This is a genomic window from Halanaerobium sp. MA284_MarDTE_T2 (assembly GCF_003337245.1).
GTDB lineage: Bacteria > Bacillota > Halanaerobiia > Halanaerobiales > Halanaerobiaceae > QPJE01.
The window spans coordinates 17,893-37,872 of record NZ_QPJE01000009.1 but is presented as its reverse complement, the minus strand read 5'-3'; the positions used below and the strand labels follow the sequence as shown (position 1 = coordinate 37,872).

Annotated in this window: 19 protein-coding genes; all 19 read left to right on the top strand. The window is 36.5% G+C overall.

The window, feature by feature from the left end; genetic code table 11:
* Positions 1-12: 12 nt before the first annotated feature.
* The 19 genes from DFR78_RS05875 to DFR78_RS05785 all read left to right on the top strand — a co-directional run bounded on the left by DFR78_RS05875 (position 13) and on the right by DFR78_RS05785 (position 19,972).
* Positions 13-231, top strand: coding sequence for an AtpZ/AtpI family protein (locus tag DFR78_RS05875; protein WP_114457912.1), 219 nt, complete (start codon positions 13-15; stop codon positions 229-231).
* 66 nt (positions 232-297) lie between these two features.
* A complete protein-coding gene (gene atpB / locus DFR78_RS05870) occupies positions 298-957 on the top strand; it encodes a F0F1 ATP synthase subunit A (protein ID WP_114457911.1) in 660 nt (219 codons plus the stop codon).
* Between the two features lie 30 nt (positions 958-987).
* A complete protein-coding gene (gene atpE, locus DFR78_RS05865; RefSeq protein ID WP_114457910.1) occupies positions 988-1,245 on the top strand; it encodes an ATP synthase F0 subunit C in 258 nt (85 codons plus the stop codon).
* Between the two features lie 14 nt (positions 1,246-1,259).
* Positions 1,260-1,667: an ATP synthase subunit I gene (locus DFR78_RS05860; protein ID WP_114457909.1), complete on the top strand. Its 408-nt coding sequence runs from the start codon at positions 1,260-1,262 to the stop codon at positions 1,665-1,667.
* A gap of 37 nt (positions 1,668-1,704) precedes the next feature.
* Positions 1,705-1,962 carry an ATP synthase F0 subunit C gene (gene atpE, locus DFR78_RS05855; protein WP_114457908.1) on the top strand — a complete coding sequence of 86 codons (258 nt, stop codon included), beginning with the start codon at positions 1,705-1,707 and terminating at the stop codon, positions 1,960-1,962.
* Between the two features lie 172 nt (positions 1,963-2,134).
* A complete protein-coding gene (gene atpF, locus DFR78_RS05850) occupies positions 2,135-2,635 on the top strand; it encodes a F0F1 ATP synthase subunit B (protein ID WP_114457907.1) in 501 nt (166 codons plus the stop codon).
* Positions 2,632-3,192, top strand: coding sequence for an ATP synthase F1 subunit delta (gene atpH / locus DFR78_RS05845; protein WP_114457906.1), 561 nt, complete (start codon positions 2,632-2,634; stop codon positions 3,190-3,192). The genes atpF and atpH overlap by 4 nt, the downstream gene beginning before the upstream one ends.
* A 1-nt stretch (position 3,193) precedes the next feature.
* Positions 3,194-4,813 carry a F0F1 ATP synthase subunit alpha gene (gene atpA, locus DFR78_RS05840; RefSeq protein WP_114457905.1) on the top strand — a complete coding sequence of 540 codons (1,620 nt, stop codon included), beginning with the start codon at positions 3,194-3,196 and terminating at the stop codon, positions 4,811-4,813.
* Positions 4,814-4,815: 2 nt separating this feature from the next.
* The gene (gene atpG, locus DFR78_RS05835; protein ID WP_114457904.1) at positions 4,816-5,703 is read left to right on the top strand and encodes an ATP synthase F1 subunit gamma; all 888 of its coding nucleotides are present in this window, start codon (positions 4,816-4,818) and stop codon (positions 5,701-5,703) included.
* A gap of 24 nt (positions 5,704-5,727) precedes the next feature.
* Positions 5,728-7,140, top strand: a complete 1,413-nt coding sequence (gene atpD, locus DFR78_RS05830) for a F0F1 ATP synthase subunit beta (protein WP_114457903.1) — start codon at positions 5,728-5,730, stop codon at positions 7,138-7,140.
* 3 nt (positions 7,141-7,143) lie between these two features.
* Positions 7,144-7,581: a F0F1 ATP synthase subunit epsilon gene (locus tag DFR78_RS05825; protein WP_114457902.1), complete on the top strand. Its 438-nt coding sequence runs from the start codon at positions 7,144-7,146 to the stop codon at positions 7,579-7,581.
* A 120-nt stretch (positions 7,582-7,701) separates the two neighbouring features.
* On the top strand, positions 7,702-8,262 hold the full coding sequence (locus tag DFR78_RS05820; RefSeq protein WP_114457901.1) for a YueI family protein: 561 nt from the start codon (positions 7,702-7,704) through the stop codon (positions 8,260-8,262).
* 103 nt (positions 8,263-8,365) lie between these two features.
* On the top strand, positions 8,366-9,616 hold the full coding sequence (locus DFR78_RS05815) for a UDP-N-acetylglucosamine 1-carboxyvinyltransferase (protein ID WP_114457900.1): 1,251 nt from the start codon (positions 8,366-8,368) through the stop codon (positions 9,614-9,616).
* 102 nt (positions 9,617-9,718) lie between these two features.
* Entirely contained in the window at positions 9,719-10,669 is a 951-nt protein-coding gene (locus DFR78_RS05810; RefSeq protein WP_114457899.1) for a 1-phosphofructokinase family hexose kinase, read from the top strand.
* 3 nt (positions 10,670-10,672) lie between these two features.
* Positions 10,673-11,128 carry an HPP family protein gene (locus DFR78_RS05805; protein WP_114457898.1) on the top strand — a complete coding sequence of 152 codons (456 nt, stop codon included), beginning with the start codon at positions 10,673-10,675 and terminating at the stop codon, positions 11,126-11,128.
* A 25-nt stretch (positions 11,129-11,153) separates the two neighbouring features.
* On the top strand, positions 11,154-12,440 hold the full coding sequence (locus DFR78_RS05800) for a cation:proton antiporter (protein ID WP_114457897.1): 1,287 nt from the start codon (positions 11,154-11,156) through the stop codon (positions 12,438-12,440).
* 168 nt (positions 12,441-12,608) lie between these two features.
* A complete protein-coding gene (locus tag DFR78_RS05795; protein WP_114457896.1) occupies positions 12,609-13,643 on the top strand; it encodes a rod shape-determining protein in 1,035 nt (344 codons plus the stop codon).
* 22 nt (positions 13,644-13,665) lie between these two features.
* Entirely contained in the window at positions 13,666-15,534 is a 1,869-nt protein-coding gene (locus tag DFR78_RS05790) for a SpoIVB peptidase S55 domain-containing protein (RefSeq protein ID WP_233486994.1), read from the top strand.
* Positions 15,535-15,622: 88 nt separating this feature from the next.
* Positions 15,623-19,972: a translocation/assembly module TamB domain-containing protein gene (locus DFR78_RS05785; RefSeq protein WP_114457895.1), complete on the top strand. Its 4,350-nt coding sequence runs from the start codon at positions 15,623-15,625 to the stop codon at positions 19,970-19,972.
* Positions 19,973-19,980: the final 8 nt, after the last annotated feature.

The following is a 19,980-nucleotide window of genomic DNA, read 5'->3' as shown; positions in this document are numbered from 1 at the left end:
GGTTAGATAATTATGAAACAGGAAGACTGGCGTCGTATAATTAAAGCAATGTCTCTTTTGACACAGGTTGGATTGATGATTGTTGTTTCAGCCGGAATTGGTTTTGGTATTGGATATTTTATCGATTATCTAATTGGATTTGAACTTTTATTTAAATTAGCAGGGCTGATTACAGGAGTTATTGCCGGGTTTTATGCAGTTTATAAACTGATTTTAAATACATTAGATTGAATATTCAGCATTACAACATTAAATTTTTTAATTTTTAGTTAATTAATTTGAAAGGAGGCGCTGATTTTGAATCCAGGACCACAGATAAAATTTTACCTTTTCAATAAGGAATATCTGCCTGTTACAGATACTTTGATAGTTGGTTGGGTATCGGTAATTTTAATTTTGATACTGGCAAAATATTTAACTTCAAATTTAAAAATGAGGCCGGAAGGAAAACAAAATGTTGCCGAGATGATAATTGAACTCATCTACGATCAGATTGAACCTATGCTTCCAAATGAAGGATGGAGGTTTTTACCTTTTATAGCCACAATATTTATTTATGTTGGTTTCAGTAATTTAATTGGTCTGGTACCAGGGGTTACGAGTCCAACAGGTGATTTGAATACAACATTAGGTCTTGCCTTAGTGGTTTTTATAGTGGTTCAATTAGAAGGAATGAGAGAGCATGGAGTGTGGGGATATATAAAAAGTTTTGCCGAGCCTGTTATTTTTCTACTTCCTATCAATGTTATTGGTGAACTTGCAAAACCTATTTCTCACTCATTCCGTCTTTTTGGGAATATTGTTGGTGGGGGAATAATAATGACATTGATTTATCAAGCAGCACCGGCACTTGTACCTGTTCCACTACATGCCTGGTTTGATTTTTTTGTTGGTATGATACAGGCACTTATTTTTGGTATGGTAGCAATTGCTTATATTTCTGTTGCTAAATCTTAATTTGTTTTTTGCGAAAGGAGGCTTTTCTTTATGATAGAGTTTTCTCCAGAAGTAATCAGAACAGTAATACGTACTGCTTCATTAATTGGTGCAGGAGCAGCTTTAATAGCAGGAGTTGGTCCCGGGATCGGTATGGGATATGCTGCTGGTAAGGCGACCTCTGCGGTAAGACGGCAGCCTCAGGCCAGAGGCGCTATAATTACAACAATGCTTTTAGGACAGATTATATCCGGTTCAACCGGTATATATTCACTTGTAATCGCTATTTTTCTTGTTTTTAATACTTAAGGGGAGTTTTGCTGATGAAAGAAATCCAGGATCCGGTTAAAATGCAGAAAGAAATTATCAAAAAGACCTACTTAATTTCACTGTTTCCTATTATTTCATCACTTATTGCAGGATCATTTGATGTTTTTCTTGGATTTATATTTGGACTCATTATCAGCACACTTCTTTTGAGAATTAAATATAATAATATCCGCAGGGCACTTGATATGAACATGGAAAAAGCAGAAAAATTTATCAGAAACAGATATTTTATTGAATATGCCCTGTATTTTATAGTTCTTTTTACATCTGCAAGAAATACTAGAATTAATTTTCTGGCTGCAGCTGTGGGATTATTTATGATGAAATTTACTGTTGTTTTGTGGTCTGTCATTGATTTATTTAAGGATACTTTTCAAAGTAAAATTGATGAGTATAAATAATATTTTTGTTTTTTAATATTGAAAGGAGGAAATTATAATGGTAGAATTTTCACCACAAGTAGCTGAAACTATTATTAGAGCAGCAGCTCTGCTCGGAGCAGGTTTTGCAATGATTGCAGGTATTGGTCCAGGTGTTGGTCAGGGATATGCTGCTGGAAAAGCTGTTGAATCTGTAGCAAGAGATCCTGAAGCAAGAGGTAATATTATTACTACTATGCTTCTTGGTCAGGCAGTTGCTGAGTCAACAGGTATCTATTCTCTGGTTATAGCTATTGTTTTGATCTTTACTATATAAGTCTGTGTTTAAGTCGGGAGATTTTTCTCCTGACTTTCTGGTATTATTTTAAAGCACAGAATAATTAAGATCAGAACCAAATTTCCCACCGAATAGGTGGGATGAGAATATAATTACCTAGATGTTTAGGTTTTATAATATATGAACTTAGGTTCAGGAGGTGAATGTACTCTTGGTTAATATTAATGCTACCATGTTTTGGGAAGTATTAAACTTCTTTATATTACTTTTTTTATTAAGAAGATTTCTTTATACACCCATTAAAGATATGCTGGACAGTCGAGCTGCACAGATTAATGGTGATTTAGATGAAGCAGAAAAAATGAAATCTGAAGCTGCAGATCTTAAGGCCCAGTATGAGCAAAAATTGAAAGATGCTAGAAGTGAAGCTCAGAAAATTATTGATAATGCAGAAACCAGGGCTAATAAACGAGCCAAAAACATTATAAAAGAAGCAGAAGAGAAAGCAGAAAAAGTAAAAGAGAAAAAGATGGAAGAAATAGAACAGATGCGCAAAGAAACTATGGCTGAAATGAGGAATAAAATTGCTTCGTTTACAGTTCTTGCTGCCGGCCAGCTGATCCAGGAGCAGCTGGATGAAGAAAAACACGAAGTGATGATAAATCAATTTATAGATGAATTAGATAGTGATAAGCTGGGTGAAATTAAATGAAAAATGAAATAGCATCTAAATACAGCAGAGCATTTTTTTCTCTGGGGAAAGAAAAAGATAAATTAACAAAATTTCGTGAAAATCTAAATTCTTTCTGGGAAACTGTGGAGAAAAATGAAGATTTAAAAGAAGTTTTGTTTCATAAAAGAATTTTACCTGAAGATAAAAAAACTATAATAGAAAAAATATTTAAAGATCAAATAGAGGCAGAAGTACTTAACTTTATATTTATTTTAATTGATAAACGCAGGGAATACAGTTTTGAAAGTATTTATAAAGAATTTAATAAACTTGTTGATAAAGAAGAAAAAATCCTGCATGTTGAAGTAAGTACTGCTGTAGAAATGAGCCAGAAAAGCCGGGAAAAATTGAAGGCGAAACTGGACGAAATGTTAGATTATACAATTATAATTAACAGCAGGGTGAATCCTGATATTATTGGTGGCCTGGTAATGAAGATTGAAGATTACATAATTGATGGCAGTATCAGGTATCACCTGGACAAGCTACATGAAAATCTTAAAATGATACCAGTAAGTAAGTTAGGGGTGAATTAATTTGAAATTGAGACCTGAAGAAATTAGTTCTATCATAAAAAAAGAGATAGAAAATTATGGAAAAAAAATAGAGTCTGTAGGTGTTGGTACTGTTCTCGATGTTGGGGATGGTATTGCACATGTATATGGACTTGATGATGCCATGTCTGGAGAACTTCTCGAATTTCCAAATGGTGTCTTTGGTATGGCACTTAACCTTGAAGAAGATAATATTGGTGTTGTTCTTCTAGGGGATGAAAAGAAAGTTGAAGAAGGTGATGATGTAAAGAGAACCGGACGTGTTGTAGAGGTTCCAGTTGGAGAAAGCCTATTGGGAAGAGTAGTGAATCCACTTGGACAGCCGCTTGATGGTAAAGGATCAATTGAAAGTGATAAATACAGACCTGTTGAATCAGAGGCACCCGGTGTTGTTGAAAGACAGCCGGTGGAAGTACCTCTACAGACTGGATTAAAAGCTATTGATTCAATGACACCAATCGGCAGAGGTCAGCGCGAATTAATTATTGGTGACCGACAGACTGGAAAAACAGCGATCGGTATAGATACAATTATAAATCAGAAAGATAATGATGTAATATGTATATATGTTGCTATTGGTCAGAAGAACTCTACAGTAGCACAGCTAACTGAAAGATTAAAAGAAGAAGGAGCAATGGATTACACTATAGTAGTTTCTGCTACTGCCAGTGAACCAGCTCCGATCAGATATATTGCTCCATATGCCGGCTGTGCAATGGGAGAATATTTTATGTATGAGCAGGATAGAGATGTTCTTGTCATATATGATGATCTTTCCAAACATGCTGTTGCTTACAGAGCCATGTCACTTCTTTTGAGGAGGCCGCCTGGACGTGAAGCATATCCTGGTGATGTATTTTATCTTCATTCCCGTCTTCTTGAAAGAGCTGCAAAGCTTAATGAAGAAAATGGAGGTGGGTCTCTGACAGCACTTCCAATAATTGAGACACAGGCAGGTGATGTTTCGGCATATATTCCTACAAATGTAATTTCTATTACAGATGGTCAGATATATCTGGAAAGTGAACTTTTCTTCTCAGGTGTAAGACCTGCTGTTAATGTAGGTATTTCGGTATCTCGTGTTGGTGGTAATGCACAGATTAAGGCCATGAAAGATGTTGCCGGAACTCTGAGGCTGGACCTTTCTCAGTATCGAGAGCTGGAGGCTTTTTCACAGTTTGGCTCAGATCTGGACAAAACAACACAGCAGAAGCTGGCACGTGGAGAAAGAATAGTGGAAATACTTAAACAGGATCAGTATTCTCCAATGCCGGTAGAAGAACAGGTAATTATTATATATTCTGTTGTAAATGGTCATCTTGATGATCTTCCGGTTGATAATCTGGGCAGATTTGAAAAAGAGTTCCTGTCCTTTTTGGACAGCAATTATCCAGAGATTGGAAAAGAAATTAAAGAAACAGAGAAATTATCTGATGAATTAAAAGAAAAATTAAATTCAGCAATAAAAGAATTTAAAAATATGTTTCAGGTAAGGGAGAATAAAATTGTTGATACAGATTCCGAAGATCTGGACAAAGACAGCAAATCAGATGAAGCAGAAAAAGAAGAAAAAACCGAAGCAGAGGAAGCTGAGGTGATTTAATAATGCAGAATATGCGCGATATACAGCGTAGAATAGGTAGTGTAAAAAACACTCAGAAAATAACCAGGGCCATGAAGATGGTTGCGGCAGCCAAATTAAGAAATGCTCAGGATAGAGCAGAAGATGCCAGACCTTTTTTCAATAAAACTGTTGAAGTTTTAACAGGTGTTTTTTCAAGAACCAGTGAAGGTCTAAATCATCCTCTGCTTGCAGAAAGAGAGGGTGACAGGCATCTCATAATTGCTGTTTCTGGTGACCGAGGACTCTGTGGTGCATATAACAGTAAAGTTATAGCAAAAACAGAGGAATTAATGAAAAAACAAAAAGAAGCTTCTTTAATGCTGCTGGGACGTGTGATAAGAGATTACTTTAGCCGACGCAGTGCTGACATCATGTCCGAATATGTACAGCTTGATGATTATCCTGGTTATGATTTTGCAAATAAGCTAGCTGACGAAATTATACATCATTTTAGAGAAGGTGATGTAGATAAGGTGAGTATTATCTATACACATTTTAATTCTGCAATAAGTCAGAAAGTGAACTCACTGCAGCTTCTGCCGGTAAAAAAATTTGCTGATGAGGCTCCAAAAGTAGAGGACAATGCAGCAGCTGAAGGGGAGAAAAATTATGTTGATTATATATTTGAACCTTCACCTGCTGAAGTTTTTGACAATATCCTGCCACAGTATTTAATAAATGTAATTTATTCGGCCCTTCTGGAATCAAAAGCCAGTGAATTTGGCGCCAGGATGACCGCTATGGATTCTGCAACTGAAAATGCAAATGAAATGATAGATAATCTGACTCTGAAGTATAATAGAGCACGTCAGGCAGAAATAACAAAAGAAATCACCGAAATAGTTGGCGGTGCGGAAGCTTTAAAATAAAGTTTTGATAAAGGAGGAATTTGTGTGAGTGACCAAAATATTGGCAGAGTGATTCAGGTAATCGGTCCGGTAGTTGATATAGAGTTTCCCGGCGGGAAATTACCTAAAATCTATAATGCCATTAAGATAAAAAATGAAGAGAACGACATAGATTTAACCTGTGAAGTTATGCAGCAGCTCGGCGATAACCGGGTTCGTTCAGTTGCAATGTCTTCTACAGATGGTCTTGTTAGAGGAATGGAAGCTGTAGATCAGGGAGATCCAATCAGTACACCGGTTGGAGAAGGAGTACTGGGGCGAGTTTTTAATGTCCTGGGCGAGACAATTGATAACCGGGGAGAGGTAACTACTGATGAAAGAATGCCGATTCACCGCCCGGCTCCAACGTTTGAAGAACAGGAGACATCAACCGAACTTTTTGAAACAGGTATCAAAGTAATTGACCTTCTTGCACCATATACCCGTGGTGGTAAAGTTGGATTGTTTGGAGGTGCAGGTGTAGGAAAGACTGTACTAATTCAGGAACTGATTAATAATATTGCTACAGAACACGGAGGATACTCTGTTTTCTCAGGTGTAGGTGAAAGAACCAGAGAGGGTAATGACCTCTGGCTGGAATTTCAGGAAGCAGAAATACTGGATAAAGTGGCCATGGTTTTTGGCCAGATGAACGAGCCGCCTGGAGCCCGTATGAGAGTTGGACTGACTGGGCTTACAATGGCTGAATACTTCCGTGATGAAGCCGGACAGGATGTACTTCTGTTTATTGATAATATATTTCGTTTTATTCAGGCAGGTTCTGAGGTTTCTGCACTTTTAGGTAGAATGCCTTCAGCGGTTGGTTATCAGCCTACTCTGGCATATGATGTTGGTGCGCTTCAGGAGAGAATTACTTCAACCAAAAAGGGTTCTATTACATCTGTACAGGCAGTTTATGTCCCTGCAGATGATTTGACAGACCCTGCTCCAGCGACAACCTTTGCTCACCTTGATGCTACAACTGTACTTTCTAGAGATATAGTGGAAAAAGGTATTTATCCGGCGGTAGATCCTCTTGATTCAACATCCAATATACTGGATCCCCGGATTATTGGTGAAGAACACTATCAAATTGCGCGTCAGGTACAGGAGATTCTTCAGGAATACAAAGATCTGCAGGATATAATTGCAATCCTGGGAATGGATGAACTTTCTGAAGAAGATAAAATTGTTGTAAATAGAGCCAGAAGAATAGAAAGATTCTTATCTCAGCCATTTTTTGTAGCAGAACAGTTTACTGGTACACCAGGCCGCTATGTAGAAATTGATGATACCATTAGAGGCTTTAAAGGTATTCTGGAAGGGCGCTATGATGATCTGCCAGAAGAGGCGTTTTATATGGTAGGTACTATCGAAGAAGCTGAGGAAAAAGCCAAACGGCTGGAAGAAGGTGAGTAGTCCATGGCTGCTGATCCAAAAATTCAGCTTGATATAGTAACCCCACAAAAACTTGTTTACAGTGACAAAATTGATATGCTTGAAGGACCAGCTATAGATGGACTTATTGGTATTTTACCCAGACATGCTCCACTTGTTACAGCAATGAAGATAGGTATTGTAAAGATTCGTAAAGATGGAGAAGATACAGAAATAGCTATAAGTGAAGGTTTTATGGAAGTTCAGCCTGATAGAATAAATCTTGTAGTTAGAACTGCAGAGATGCCGGAAGAAATAGATGTAGAAAGAGCAGAAGCAGCAAAAAAACGGGCAAAAGAAAGAATGGAGTCTGAAAAAGATAGTATTGATTTTGTTAGAGCAGAAGCTGCCTATGAGAGAGCTATTGCAAGATTAAAAGCAGCCCAGCATAAAGGGCACTCTCTCGGCAGCTATGGCAGGTAGAGATAAAGCAAAATAAAAAAATATATTATTCTTTAGAGAGCTGAGAAGCTCTCTTTTTTTATAAGTTGATTTTGCATAAAGCTGTAGAAGTGATAAAATGATATCAGGAGGTAAGTTTTAATGAATAAAAGTAATAATAACAATAAATTGGAGCAGACTGTTAGAGATGGTGCTTTTGGTCCTAAAGAAATAAAAAAGGGAGAAAAAAACAGATATTTAGGTGAATTTGAAGAAAGAATTATAGCTTATCTCAATTATAATCAGGTAATGGATAAAGCAGTATATCCGGAAATAAACGAAGTACTTTCACTACCTGAGGCAGAAAAATTAATAATAAGGGGAGATATTCCCAAAAATAAAAGCAAAAAATATATAGAAATGGCACAAAAAAATGATGTAAGATTTATTAGAAAAAGTTCTCCAGAATTCAGAGGAGAAGTCGCACTTGCAGTAGCAGGGAAAAATACAGTAAATACAAAAAAAGGAAAGATAATTGACAGAGAAGAAAAGTTGCAAAAACGGGGTTTATCTGATAATATTATAAAGAATGCTGGAGCTGTTTTGTGCAAAAGCTGCTGGCAGGAATTAATGAAAAAAGCACCGGAAGAAAAAATAAATTACCGTAAAGCTGGAATACTGGACAGGCTGTCCGGTACAGGCTGTATAGGCTGCCGTAAATAATATGGGAATTTTTGATTTTCAAATGAGAAATTCTTGTTATTTAATTTAGCATAAGGATATTATACGGCCTTTAAAGGCAAAATCTAGAAAGGAGCTTTTAGAGGTGGGGAAATTTATAATAAATGGACAGAGATCTATTAGAGGAGAAATAAAAGTAAGTGGAGCAAAAAATGCAGCACTGCCAATTATTGCTGCAGCACTTCTAGCTGATTCAGAGAGTGTTCTTCAGGATATACCACAGCTCAGAGATGTAAAAAATCTGTGTGCAATTATTGAGCAGATGGGTGCAGATATTGAGGTAAAGCAGAAAACAATTATTATTGATCCAACATCTGTAAATAAATGTGAAGCTGATCATGAACTGGCTCGAAAATTGAGGGCTTCATATTATATACTGGGGGTAATGCTTAGCAAATATGGACATGCCAGAACAACACTTCCCGGAGGCTGCAATATTGGCAACCGACCGATTGATCTGCATTTAAAAGGATTTAGAGCAATGGGAGCTGAAGTTCGTATGGAGCATGGAGTTGTAGAGGTAAAAGCAGATAAACTTAAAGGTAGTCAGATTTATTTAGATTATCCCAGTGTGGGAGCAACAATTAATATTTTACTTGCTGCAACTATGGCAGAAGGAAATACTGTAATAGAAAATGCCGCAAGAGAGCCGGAAATTGTTGATTTAGCAAACTTTTTAACAGTAATGGGGGCAGAGATAAAAGGTGTTGGAACAGATGTTATAAAAATAAATGGTGTGGATGAATTGCATGGAGCTGAACACAGGATTATACCTGACAGGATAGAGGCGGGTACATATATGATTGCAGGTGCAATTACAGGTGGTGATATTTATGTCCGTAATGTTTTAACAGAACATGTAAAACCATTGATAGCAAAAATGCATGAAATGGGGATTGAGCTTAAGGAAGATATATCAGGTGTTAGAGTTAAAGGAACGGGCCATTTAAAGGCTGTAGATATAAAGACACTCCCCTATCCGGGTTTTCCAACTGATATGCAGTCGCAAATGATGGCACTGCTTACACAGGCAGATAATACAAGTATGATAATAGAAACTGTCTGGGAAAATAGATTTATGCATGTTGATGAATTAATACGCATGGGAGCAGATATAAAGATTGATGGACACAGCGCACTTTTAAAACCTAGCCCCCTCACAGGTGCTGAAGTAACAGCTACAGATCTCAGAGCAGGTGCAGCTCTTATTCTGGCTGGTTTGGCTGCAGAAGGTACAACTGAGGTGAGAGATATTCACCATATTGAACGGGGTTATGAGAATATAGAAAAAAAACTCTGTTCAGTTGGTGCTGAAATAAAAAAAGTAACAGATTAGTCTCCTGCCCGCTGAATAATTTCAGCGGTTTTGTGATTTAATTGGGCTCATAAAAAACTATTTGATTTGACGTAACGCTAATTTAATGAGGAGGGAATATTAATGATTACAACAGTTACTTTAAATCCTTCGATTGATAGAGAATATTTTGTAGATAGTAACGAAATTACAAAAAATCAGTTTATCTACAATGAAGAGTATTTGAGGGTTTATCCGGGAGGAAAAGGCCTCCTAACAGCTATTAATTTAAAGAAATTTACCTATCCGGATGTTCAGAACATTGGTTTTGTAGGTGGTAAACAGGGATCTTTTTTCGAGAAGATGGTTCAGAAATATAAGGTAATTACAAATTATATCTATACTGATAAAGAAATAAGAAATAATGTAAAAATCATTAGTAAAAACCCCTTTTCCTATACACAGTACAATGATTATACATATAAAGTGGATAAAATTGATGTAGAAGATCTTATTAAACGTTACAAAAGAGGAATTGTAGAAAGTGAGATAATTGTAATAGCAGGATCAATTCCGGAAGGGGTTGGTTTTGATATCTACAAAATTTTGATAGATATAGCCCACAATATGGACAAAAAAGTTTATCTGCAGGCAAGTGGAGAAGCCTTAAAGCTCGCCCTTTCGGCTGAACCAGAATTTGTCACACCATATTTTAAACATCACAAGTCAATCCTTGATAAGGAAATCAAGAGTAAAAAAGATTATATTAAAGCCGGATTGGAAATGCAGGATAGAGGTGCAGAATATGTGATGATACCATTTCACTGTGACAGACTGCTTTTTGATGCAGATGGCAGAGTATATAAACTTACACCGGATGATTACTGTATAATAAACTGGCTTGGTGCAGGTGATGCATATAATGCTGCCTTTTTGGATTATGTATATCAAAATGGCTTTGATTTTCTAGAGGCAAACAGACATGGTGGTGCAGCTGCACTCTGGATTGCTGAAAACAAAAAAGTTGTTCTAAATAATGGAGAAGATTTTAAATGCTGTCTAAAAAGACTTCATATAGAAGAGCTGGAGGTTTGATAGATGAAGATTGTAAGAGATTATATGATGAGAAGTATGAATTCAGTAAGTTCAGATGATCTGGTTGAAGACGCTATAAGAAATATGTATAAATCTGAACTGTCGGTTTTACCTGTGGTAAATGATCAGAATAAATTTATTGGGACAATTTACAGCAACAACATATTAAAGAATATTATTCCAGAACAGTTTGGATTTATAGAAAGCCACAGAATTTTTTATGAAGTAAATCAGGCAGTAGAAAACCTTGATGATATAAGAGATGAGAGAGTGGAAAAGTATATGTCGAAAGCCACTGATGTGGTTAATGAAAATGAAGATATGAATAAAATTGCAGACATTATGCTTAACAATAAAGAATCTCTTTTGTTTGTAGTAAATAATGGAGGATATCTGCGGGGATATATATCCAGGGCAGACCTTCTTCATTTTTTACTGGACGAGGCAAAGAAAAATTAATTTTAGTAAAAAATGAGGTGGAAACATGGATACAGCTGGTCAAATTTCGCTTAGTTTAGAACAGATGGAAAGCTGGATTGTATTTAATAATGTTGGCAGCAAATCGATTTACCTAATTGGAATTTTCCTGATACTCGGACTGTCTGTTGTGATTCTTGCAAAAAAATATGGAGTACCAATAGTTGTTGGATATGTATTTTTGGGTATTCTTCTCAGTCCGGATTTAATAAAAATGCTGCCATTTATCACTGAAGATATCAGCAGCTGGTATACATTTGTTATCAGCAATCTGGATTATGTGACAGAAATTGCTCTAGCATTTATAGCCTTCACAATTGGAAGTGAACTGTCCATAAAGACATTTAAAAGGCTGGGGAAAAGTATTTTTTATATTGTTTGTTTTGAAGCAGTGGGTGCTTTTGTTATGGTAACTGGAGCAGTTTACATAATAGGAAAGCCACTTTACATGGCCCTGCTTTTTGGATCAATTGCATCTGCAACTGCTCCGGCAGCAACAGTTATGGTATTAAAAGAATATAATGCTGAAGGACCTTTAACTTCAACCATTATGGCTGTAGTTGGGATAGATGATGCTGCAGCTCTGATAATATTTAGTTTAATCAGCCCTGCTGCATATCTGCGCTTTCAGGGCGGGGGCAAAATTGAGCTTCAGAAAATTTTACTACTGCCTCTGTTTGAAATATTTGCTTCAATAGCTCTTGGGCTTGCAGCCGGATATACTGCTCAGTATCTGCTGACATTATTTGAAGAAAAAACCAAAAAAGTAATGACTGTGGTGGCATTAATAATCGGGACTTCTGCTGTATCTCTATTTTTTGATATTTCACCACTTATAGCAAATATGGCGGTTGGTTTTGCAGTCAGAAATTTTGCCAAGAAAAATCTGCAGATTTCCGAATATCTTGATACAATAACAATACCTTTATATGCAATGTTTTTTATGCTGGCCGGTACAGAAATACGTTTTTCCAATATGGGTTCCCTTAGTTTTCTGCTCATAGCTTTTACTTACTTAACAGCGCGTATGATCGGTAAGGTGGGGGGATCAACTCTGGCGGCCAGGATTTCCGGTGCACCAGAATCAGTTCAGAAATATATAGGTTTTGGTCTTTTTCCACAGAGTGGTGTTGCTATTGCCCTTGCATATACTGTACAGAGGCAGTTTTCGGCAGCCCCGGAAGTCGGTTTGCTGATTTTTAATACACTTCTTCTTACAGCAGCAATAACAGAAGTTATTGGACCACTTGCAACAAAATATGCTGTTATAAAGTCTGGAGAAGCAAAAGAGTAACTGCAGCAGGATTTGCCGATCATTTATAGAAATAATATGTTAAAGAAATGAAATATTTATTGGTGACTTTTTTTGTAAATATAATATACATGGTTGTTGGAATTTTATTAATGTCTGAAACATAAAATGATCGGAAAATAAAGGAAATGTGCGAGAGGAGTATTTATATTGAAATTCCTAAACAAATTCAGCAAAAAAATTGCAATTGATCTCGGTACAGCTACAGTTATTATCTATGAACACGGCAAAGGGATTCTGCTGCAGGAGTCATCATATGTGGCTCTTGATACAAATGACCGTACAGTAATTGCAGTGGGAGATGAGGCAAGAAAAATGCTGGGGAGAACTCCCGGTAATATTGAGGTTGTTCGTCCCTTAAAAGATGGGGTGATTGCGAATTTTGAAGTTGCAGAGCTGATGCTGAAAAGTTTTCTCAAAAAAATTGGTGTAAAAAACAAATTTATCAAACCTCTAATTATGGTATGTATACCTGTTGGTGTAACAGGTGTGGAAAGTAGAGCAGTTCTGGAAGCGGCAGTTCAGGTTGGAGCAAGAAAAGCTTTTTTAATAGAAGAACCTGTGGCAGCAGCAATTGGAGCTGGACTGGAAATAGAAAAAGCAGAGGGGAATATGGTAATAGATATTGGTGGAGGTACAACAGAAATCGCTGTGCTTTCTCTTGGTGGAATAGTGGCAGGAGAATCAATTAGAGTTGGTGGTGATAAGTTCGATGAGGCTATTGTAAGATATGTAAGAGAACATTATAATTTGATTATTGGTGAGTCTACTGCTGAAGAGATAAAGATTAATATTGGCTGTGCACTTCCAGATTTTGATGGAATATATGAAGTTAAAGGAAGAGATCTTATGACAGGACTGCCCAGACATGTAGAAATTTCTTCCAATGAAATCTATCAGGCTTTAAAAGAACTGCTTGAAAATATAAGTCATGCAGCCCGAAGGGTTCTGGAAAAAACCCCGCCAGAGCTTTCTGCAGATATCGTTGAAAGGGGTATTATTTTAACAGGTGGAGGGTCTCTGCTTAAAGGTCTGGATAGATATATAAGTGCAGTGACAGAAGTATCTGTTTTTGTGACAGATGAACCACTTATTTGTGTTGCAGAAGGAACAGGACAGGCGTTGAGTGAGATAGATAGGCTGGCAGATGTACTTGGAACCGCGGATCACAGCATCTCCTCCTAAAATAAAGGAGAGGATTGATATTTTGAATAAAAAAAGGATTTTATTTTTTATTATTATAATACTGCTCATTTGTTCAATAACAGTATCTGCAGCCGAAGAAATTATGCCTTTAAATGAGGTTAAAGCCGGTATGCAGGGATATGGAAAAACAGTTTTTTCTGGGACTGAGGTAGAAAAATTTCCAGTTGAAATTATTGATGTTTTGAAAAACAGAGGTATCAGTGGTGACCTGATACTTGTCAAAACATATGGAGATAAAATAGAGAAGATAGGTGGAATTGCTGCAGGTATGAGTGGAAGTCCTGTTTATATTGATGACAGGATGGTCGGAGCCATAGCCTATGGCTGGTCATTTAGTGACCACCGCTATGGTCTTGTTACTCCAGTAGAAGATATGCTGGATCTGCTGGAAAAGATTGATTTAGAAGAGGAGATAAACTCTGATCTGGATAACAGAACGGATCTTAAAAACAGCAGGTTAAATTTAGCCAAAAATCTGGCTGCCAGTAGCTCACCATTGATGGTAAGTGGGCTTAATGGAAGAGCACTGGAAATGCTAAAAGATGATCTATCCCATCTCAATCTTAAAGTATTACCCAATAATGGGATTAAAGAATCGGATAAAAGTACAGTTCGACCGGAAGCTGGCGAAGCTATCGCTGTACAGCTTGTTAGAGGTGATATCAATGTGGCTTCAATTGGCACTCTGTCATATATTGATCAAAATAAAGTGATAGCATTTGGTCATCCATTTACAAACAGGGGTGAGGTCGATTATCTGCTCAGCAGGGCGTATATTAATGGAATAGTTCCCAGTGAAGAACAGCCATTTAAGCTGGGTTCACCATATTCAAGGTTGATTGGTTCAATTACACAGGATAGAGGTGCAGGTATAGCAGGAAGGCTGGGTCAATATCCGCATATTATACCTCTACACATCTCTATATCAGAAAATAATGAGCTTAAAGAGGAGATTTCTCTGCAGATAGTTAATGACGAATTTCTGCTGACCTCACTTGCAAACAGTGCAGCCCTTCAGGCTGTGGATTCTTCGCTGGACAGAATTGGTCCAGGAACCGCCCGCTCCAGGCTGAAGATAATGGGCAAAGGGTTACCTGATCTGCAGATAATCTCAACAAATATGTACTACAGTCAGAAGGATATAGGGAGTATGGCACTTTATGACTTTTATCAGCTGCTTAATTTGATTGCTAGAAACCCTTTTAAAGATATAAATTTAATAGATATAAGGCTTGAATTAGATTTTCAAAAAACTGATAGTGTGGCACTGATTCAGGAAGCAAAAGTGCTGAATGACGAAATCTATCCTGGTGATGAAGTGGAAGTGAAAGTAACTCTACATCCCTATAGAAGCGATGTATTTACCAGAAATGTTTCAATCAAACTGCCGGACGATGTTGAAAAAGGGGTGGCAACTTTATTTATTGATGGAGGCTACACTGGAGAGACTGCCCGGCCCGAAGATGCCGAAACACAAACACAGTCTGCTCCTTTAAATGAAGCAGAAGTTGCCGGCCATAAAAGTTTTGAATCTATGCTTAAGGAGTATATGAAAAAGCCGGACAACAATGATTTAATAGTTCAGGTTTATCCCGCCTACAATGGATCTGAGTATACAGAAAGCAGTTATCCTTCTCCAGAATGTGAGGGAGCAGAAAAAACGGTTCAGGATGAAAAAAGAGAAGATAATATGCAGAAAGAAAAGGCTGAAAAGGAAGAAAAAGGCAGGAGTTCATCTAAAGAGGAGATAAAGGAGATTTTTAGTACAGATCATGTGCTTGAGGGGAGCCTGAATCTTGAAATAGAGATAAAAGAAAAAGATACAGCAGAAAGTTCTGAAGGTGAAATATCCGCAAAAGATGAACCCTAAAAATATTAATCTTTCTAATGAATAGTTAAAATGCCCGGGTATATCGCCCGGGCTGCAGCCATTTTATTTTTGCGGTGGAGGTTTTTATATGGATAAGCGGTTGAAATTTCTGCTGGGTGTCCTTACTGTTTTTATTATAGCAGTTTATTTTTTGAATATTGCAGTAGGAGTGCCTCAATTTTTAAAAGAAGATATAATAAACTTTCTGGAGGAAATTATAGGAGGAGAGATTTCCGTTGCAGAAATTTCTTTTTGGCCCTTAACAAAGATAAATCTAACTGAAGTGAGTTTTACTGATGACTTTCATAATAATATTGATATTGAAGAAGTAAATCTTATCTATCACTTCAATTTTTTTGCAGGTGATAAAAACTGGCTTGAGCTAGATTTAATTAAACTCAAAAGTCCAGCAGTAGAAATTAATAATCTGTTTTTTGATAAAGAAATTCAGAAGGATCAAGAGATTAGGGATATGGAGATGGTTCTACCTGAATTTTTTAGTGGACTTGTAGTTAATATAAGTGATGGGAAATTAAATTCCAAACTGGAAGATTATCAGTTTAAGCTTAATAATTTTAGTCTATCACTTTCTGCTGTTCAAACAACCGAGTTTGAGCTTAATTTTAACGGAACGGCAGAAATAAATTATTTAAATTTAGGACAGAAAAATAAGATAAAAGATCTGCAGCTGGATGAACTGAAGGCTTCTTTAGATTACAGAAATGGAAAATTAATTCTAGCAGCAGAAAGTAGAAATTTACCCCTGCATTTTTTGGAGGATTATATTAATGCAGAACAGCTTTCTTATGCAGATTATAGGGTAGATCTCCGATCTTTAAATGGAACTGCTGATATAAATACTTTTCTTGAGATGAAAAATCTAACAGTAGAAGAATATGCTGTTGAAGTAAATTTAAACAGTGCTTCTATGTCGGCAGATATAGAAAACAGCAGCCCGAAGGCTGTACTAGAGCAGCAGAAGCTGGATATAGAAATACCGGAATCAAAGCTGGCTTTCAGTGGCCCGCAGCTTAAGTCTTCTATGGCCAGCACAGAAGTAAGTGTTAATGGCAGTATTTTTACTGCTGCTTTTGACTATATGGAAGAGAGTGGGTACAGGTTAAAACTGGAGGCAGAGGATATTTCTCCAGAGGATATATCCAATAAATATATAAAGAAAGGCAATTTCGATATATCAGCTTTACTGGAAGGTAATCGAGAAAAGTTAACTTCTATAACAGCTGATTTGAAAGCAGAAAAATTTAATATTCTTGATAAAAATATAGAAAAGGCTGCAGCCAGCATAAGGATGGAAGAAAAAGTTATTTATGTAGATAATTTTTCAGCACAGATTTCAGCTTCAGCTCAGATATCACTGCAGGGAAATTATTCCCTTAACTCAGGCAAATATCTTGTTTCTTCTAAAGCAGATAATATAGTGCTTTCTGATATACCTGAGGGATTACAAAATTATATTCCCGATAATTATAAAAAACAGATTTCTGGAGAAAAATTGAATTTTGATATAAATGTCGGCGGAATATATAATGGTAAAAACGATTTATCGGCTGCTGGAGAAGTCAATCTGGATTTTAATCTGAAAAATTTAAATGACAGTGTAAAACTGAGCACATCATTTTGGTATAAAGACAGCACAATTTATTTAGGAAAAGCAGCAGTTGATTCATCCCTTGGCAAACTGGATATAATAGGAAGTATAGATTTTGCCAATAAAATCTTTGCCATCCGCTATGCAGGAACTCAAATAGATGTCTCTCTGCTGGAACTCAGTTCACTTGGTGTTTTACCATTTGACAGCAGGTTATCATATGTTAATGGTGGAATTAGTGGTAAATTTAAAAATCCAGAAATAAGTCTGCAGGCCAGAATGCCTTTTTTGGAGTATCAAAATTATAGAATTGAAGAGATAAATCTGCGCACTAAATATAATGAGCATAGATTAAACATAGAAGAATTTGAAATGAGAGTTGATGATGCAAAAATAACCGGCAGAGGGTATATTGATAAACCTCTTTCCGAATCAGCCAATCAGGCTGCTATTACACTTAAAACAGAAAATTTATTTTACAGCAGTCTTTCTGATTTTTTAAAGCTGGATCTCCCTTTTTCGGGAGAACTTAAGGCTGAACTCAATCTGTCAGGTAATATTAGAGATCCTAAAGTAGTTTTCAGTATTAATTCTGAAAATACAATTTTAAAGACAGCTGAGCGCGAATTTGAGCTAAAAACACTTCAGGCAGCAGTTATTAGGAAAAATGAAAAGTTTAATCTCAATAACCTGAAGGTGTCAGATGGTAATATCAGTTTGACTGCATCTGGAAACTATAATTTGAACAGTGGTCTTGATATAAACTTCAATATTGATAATATTGTACCTGCAGATTATTTAAATATAGAAGGATTTTCTGGAGTTATCACAGCTGATGGAAATATAAGTGGTCAGATAAGCAGTCCGGCCGTAAAATTTTCTCTAAACTCAAAAGAAATGGAGTATTATGGCCTGGACTTAAACATAGAGAATAGTAATTTTAGATATTTTAAAAACAGCCTTTATTTTGACCAATTTTCTTTTAAAGCTGCTGAAGGGAACTATAATTTAGAAGGAAAGATCAGCAAGCTGCTGGATCTGCCTGAGTTAAAGCTTAAATTAATGGTTGATTCAGCATCAGTTAACAGTATTTTAAGCAGTTTTTCTTTAATAGATCCATTTAGGGATGAAATACTGTTTAATGGAGAGGTAGATATAACAGGAACAGTTTTAGAACCAGAGGCAGCAGTAAATTTAGACGGAAATTTTTCCGATTCTCCAAAAAGTAAATTTTCTCTCAATGGAAATATCGATAATAATCTGGAAATTTATATAAAGGGCCATAATATATGGCTCAATTATACTGACAAAAGATCTGCAGTAAAAATTTCTGCAGAAGGTAGGGCCGATTTTGAAGGACAGATAAACGGCAGTATCGATTATCCACTTTTAAGGTTGGAGCATAATTTAGATCAGTTAAAAATAAATGATACAGCTATAGAAAAAGTTGAGGGAGAGATTGTTCTTGAGAATTTTTCCAGAGTTTCGGCCAGAGAAAATATTTCAATCAAACAGGGTGGAAATATGTATGTCGATAGTACATATATGCCAAAAGATAATAATCTAAATACTGCTTTAGAGGTAGAAAAATTTCCTCTTGCTCTTATTATGTCTCTTTTTTCTCAAAAATACAGTACTGATGGTTTAATAGATGGAAAAGTTAAAATCAGTGGCGATCCACTGGCACCAAAAATGTCAGGTAAGCTTAATGTTAATGGACAGAAGTTGGATCTTAATATTTCAGATCCGATTAAAAACTATTCCGGAAATATAGAATTTAAGGGTGATAAAATTGATATTTCCGCATTAAACGGCAGATTTGGAGATGGGAATTTCAAAATCAGTGGATTTATAAAGCCGTTTACCGGAGGAAATGAAGCCTGGAATCTAAATCTTAATGGAAAAGAGCTGTACTTTGATGTAGGCTCACTTAAAGGGAATTTTGATGCTGATATTTCAATGACAGGACCTCTGCTTAATCCACTTGTTTCCGGTGATCTAAAAACCTATGATTTTATAGTTGGTATTCCGTTTAAGTGGCCGCACAACAGTGGTTCAAGTGGGGAAAACAATTTTGAGATAAGACTTGATTTAAATATAACACCTGGAAAAAATGTCAGAGTTAAAAACCCTAATATTGATGTTACAGTGGCTGGTGGGAGTTTGAGACTTTTTCTGGCTGATGGTGATCTGAGGATGGAAGGCAGACTTACTGCAGAAAGAGGAGTCTTCAATTATTATGGCAATAGATTTGAACTTCAGAGTGGGACTTTAACATTTACTCCATTTGCTGAAGATGATATTCCTTCTCTGCAGATCCTGGCCCGAACCTTTGCCGGTAGGACAGAAATTACAGTTAATTTAGATGGACCTGTAGATAATATGCGGACCACCTTCAGTTCCAGTCCTGAACTGAGTCAGCAGGAGATTTTGAATCTCCTGACAAGCAGGGGAGCACTTGGTTCTGCTATTACTGGAGAAGAAATAGAAGTGCAGTCAGTAATCAGGCAGGAATTAATACGTATTGTAAATTCAGCCTTTCAGACAGATGTGGTGGATAGGCTGGAAACAGATATGGAATCTGCACTTTCTCTGGACCGATTGGAAATTAATACCTATCAGTACGGCCTGGAGAGAGAGTTTGCAGTTTATTTAGGAAAAAACTTATCAGATAAATTTTATTTAGAATATGCTTCTATTTTTACCGAAGATGAACGTGAGCGGGAGTGGTCTTTTCAGTATCTGCTTACAGAGAAAACAAAGCTTAAAGGGAGCTGGCTTGGTGATGACGAATACAGAATAAGTATAGAAACAGGTTTTGAATTTTAGAATCCAAT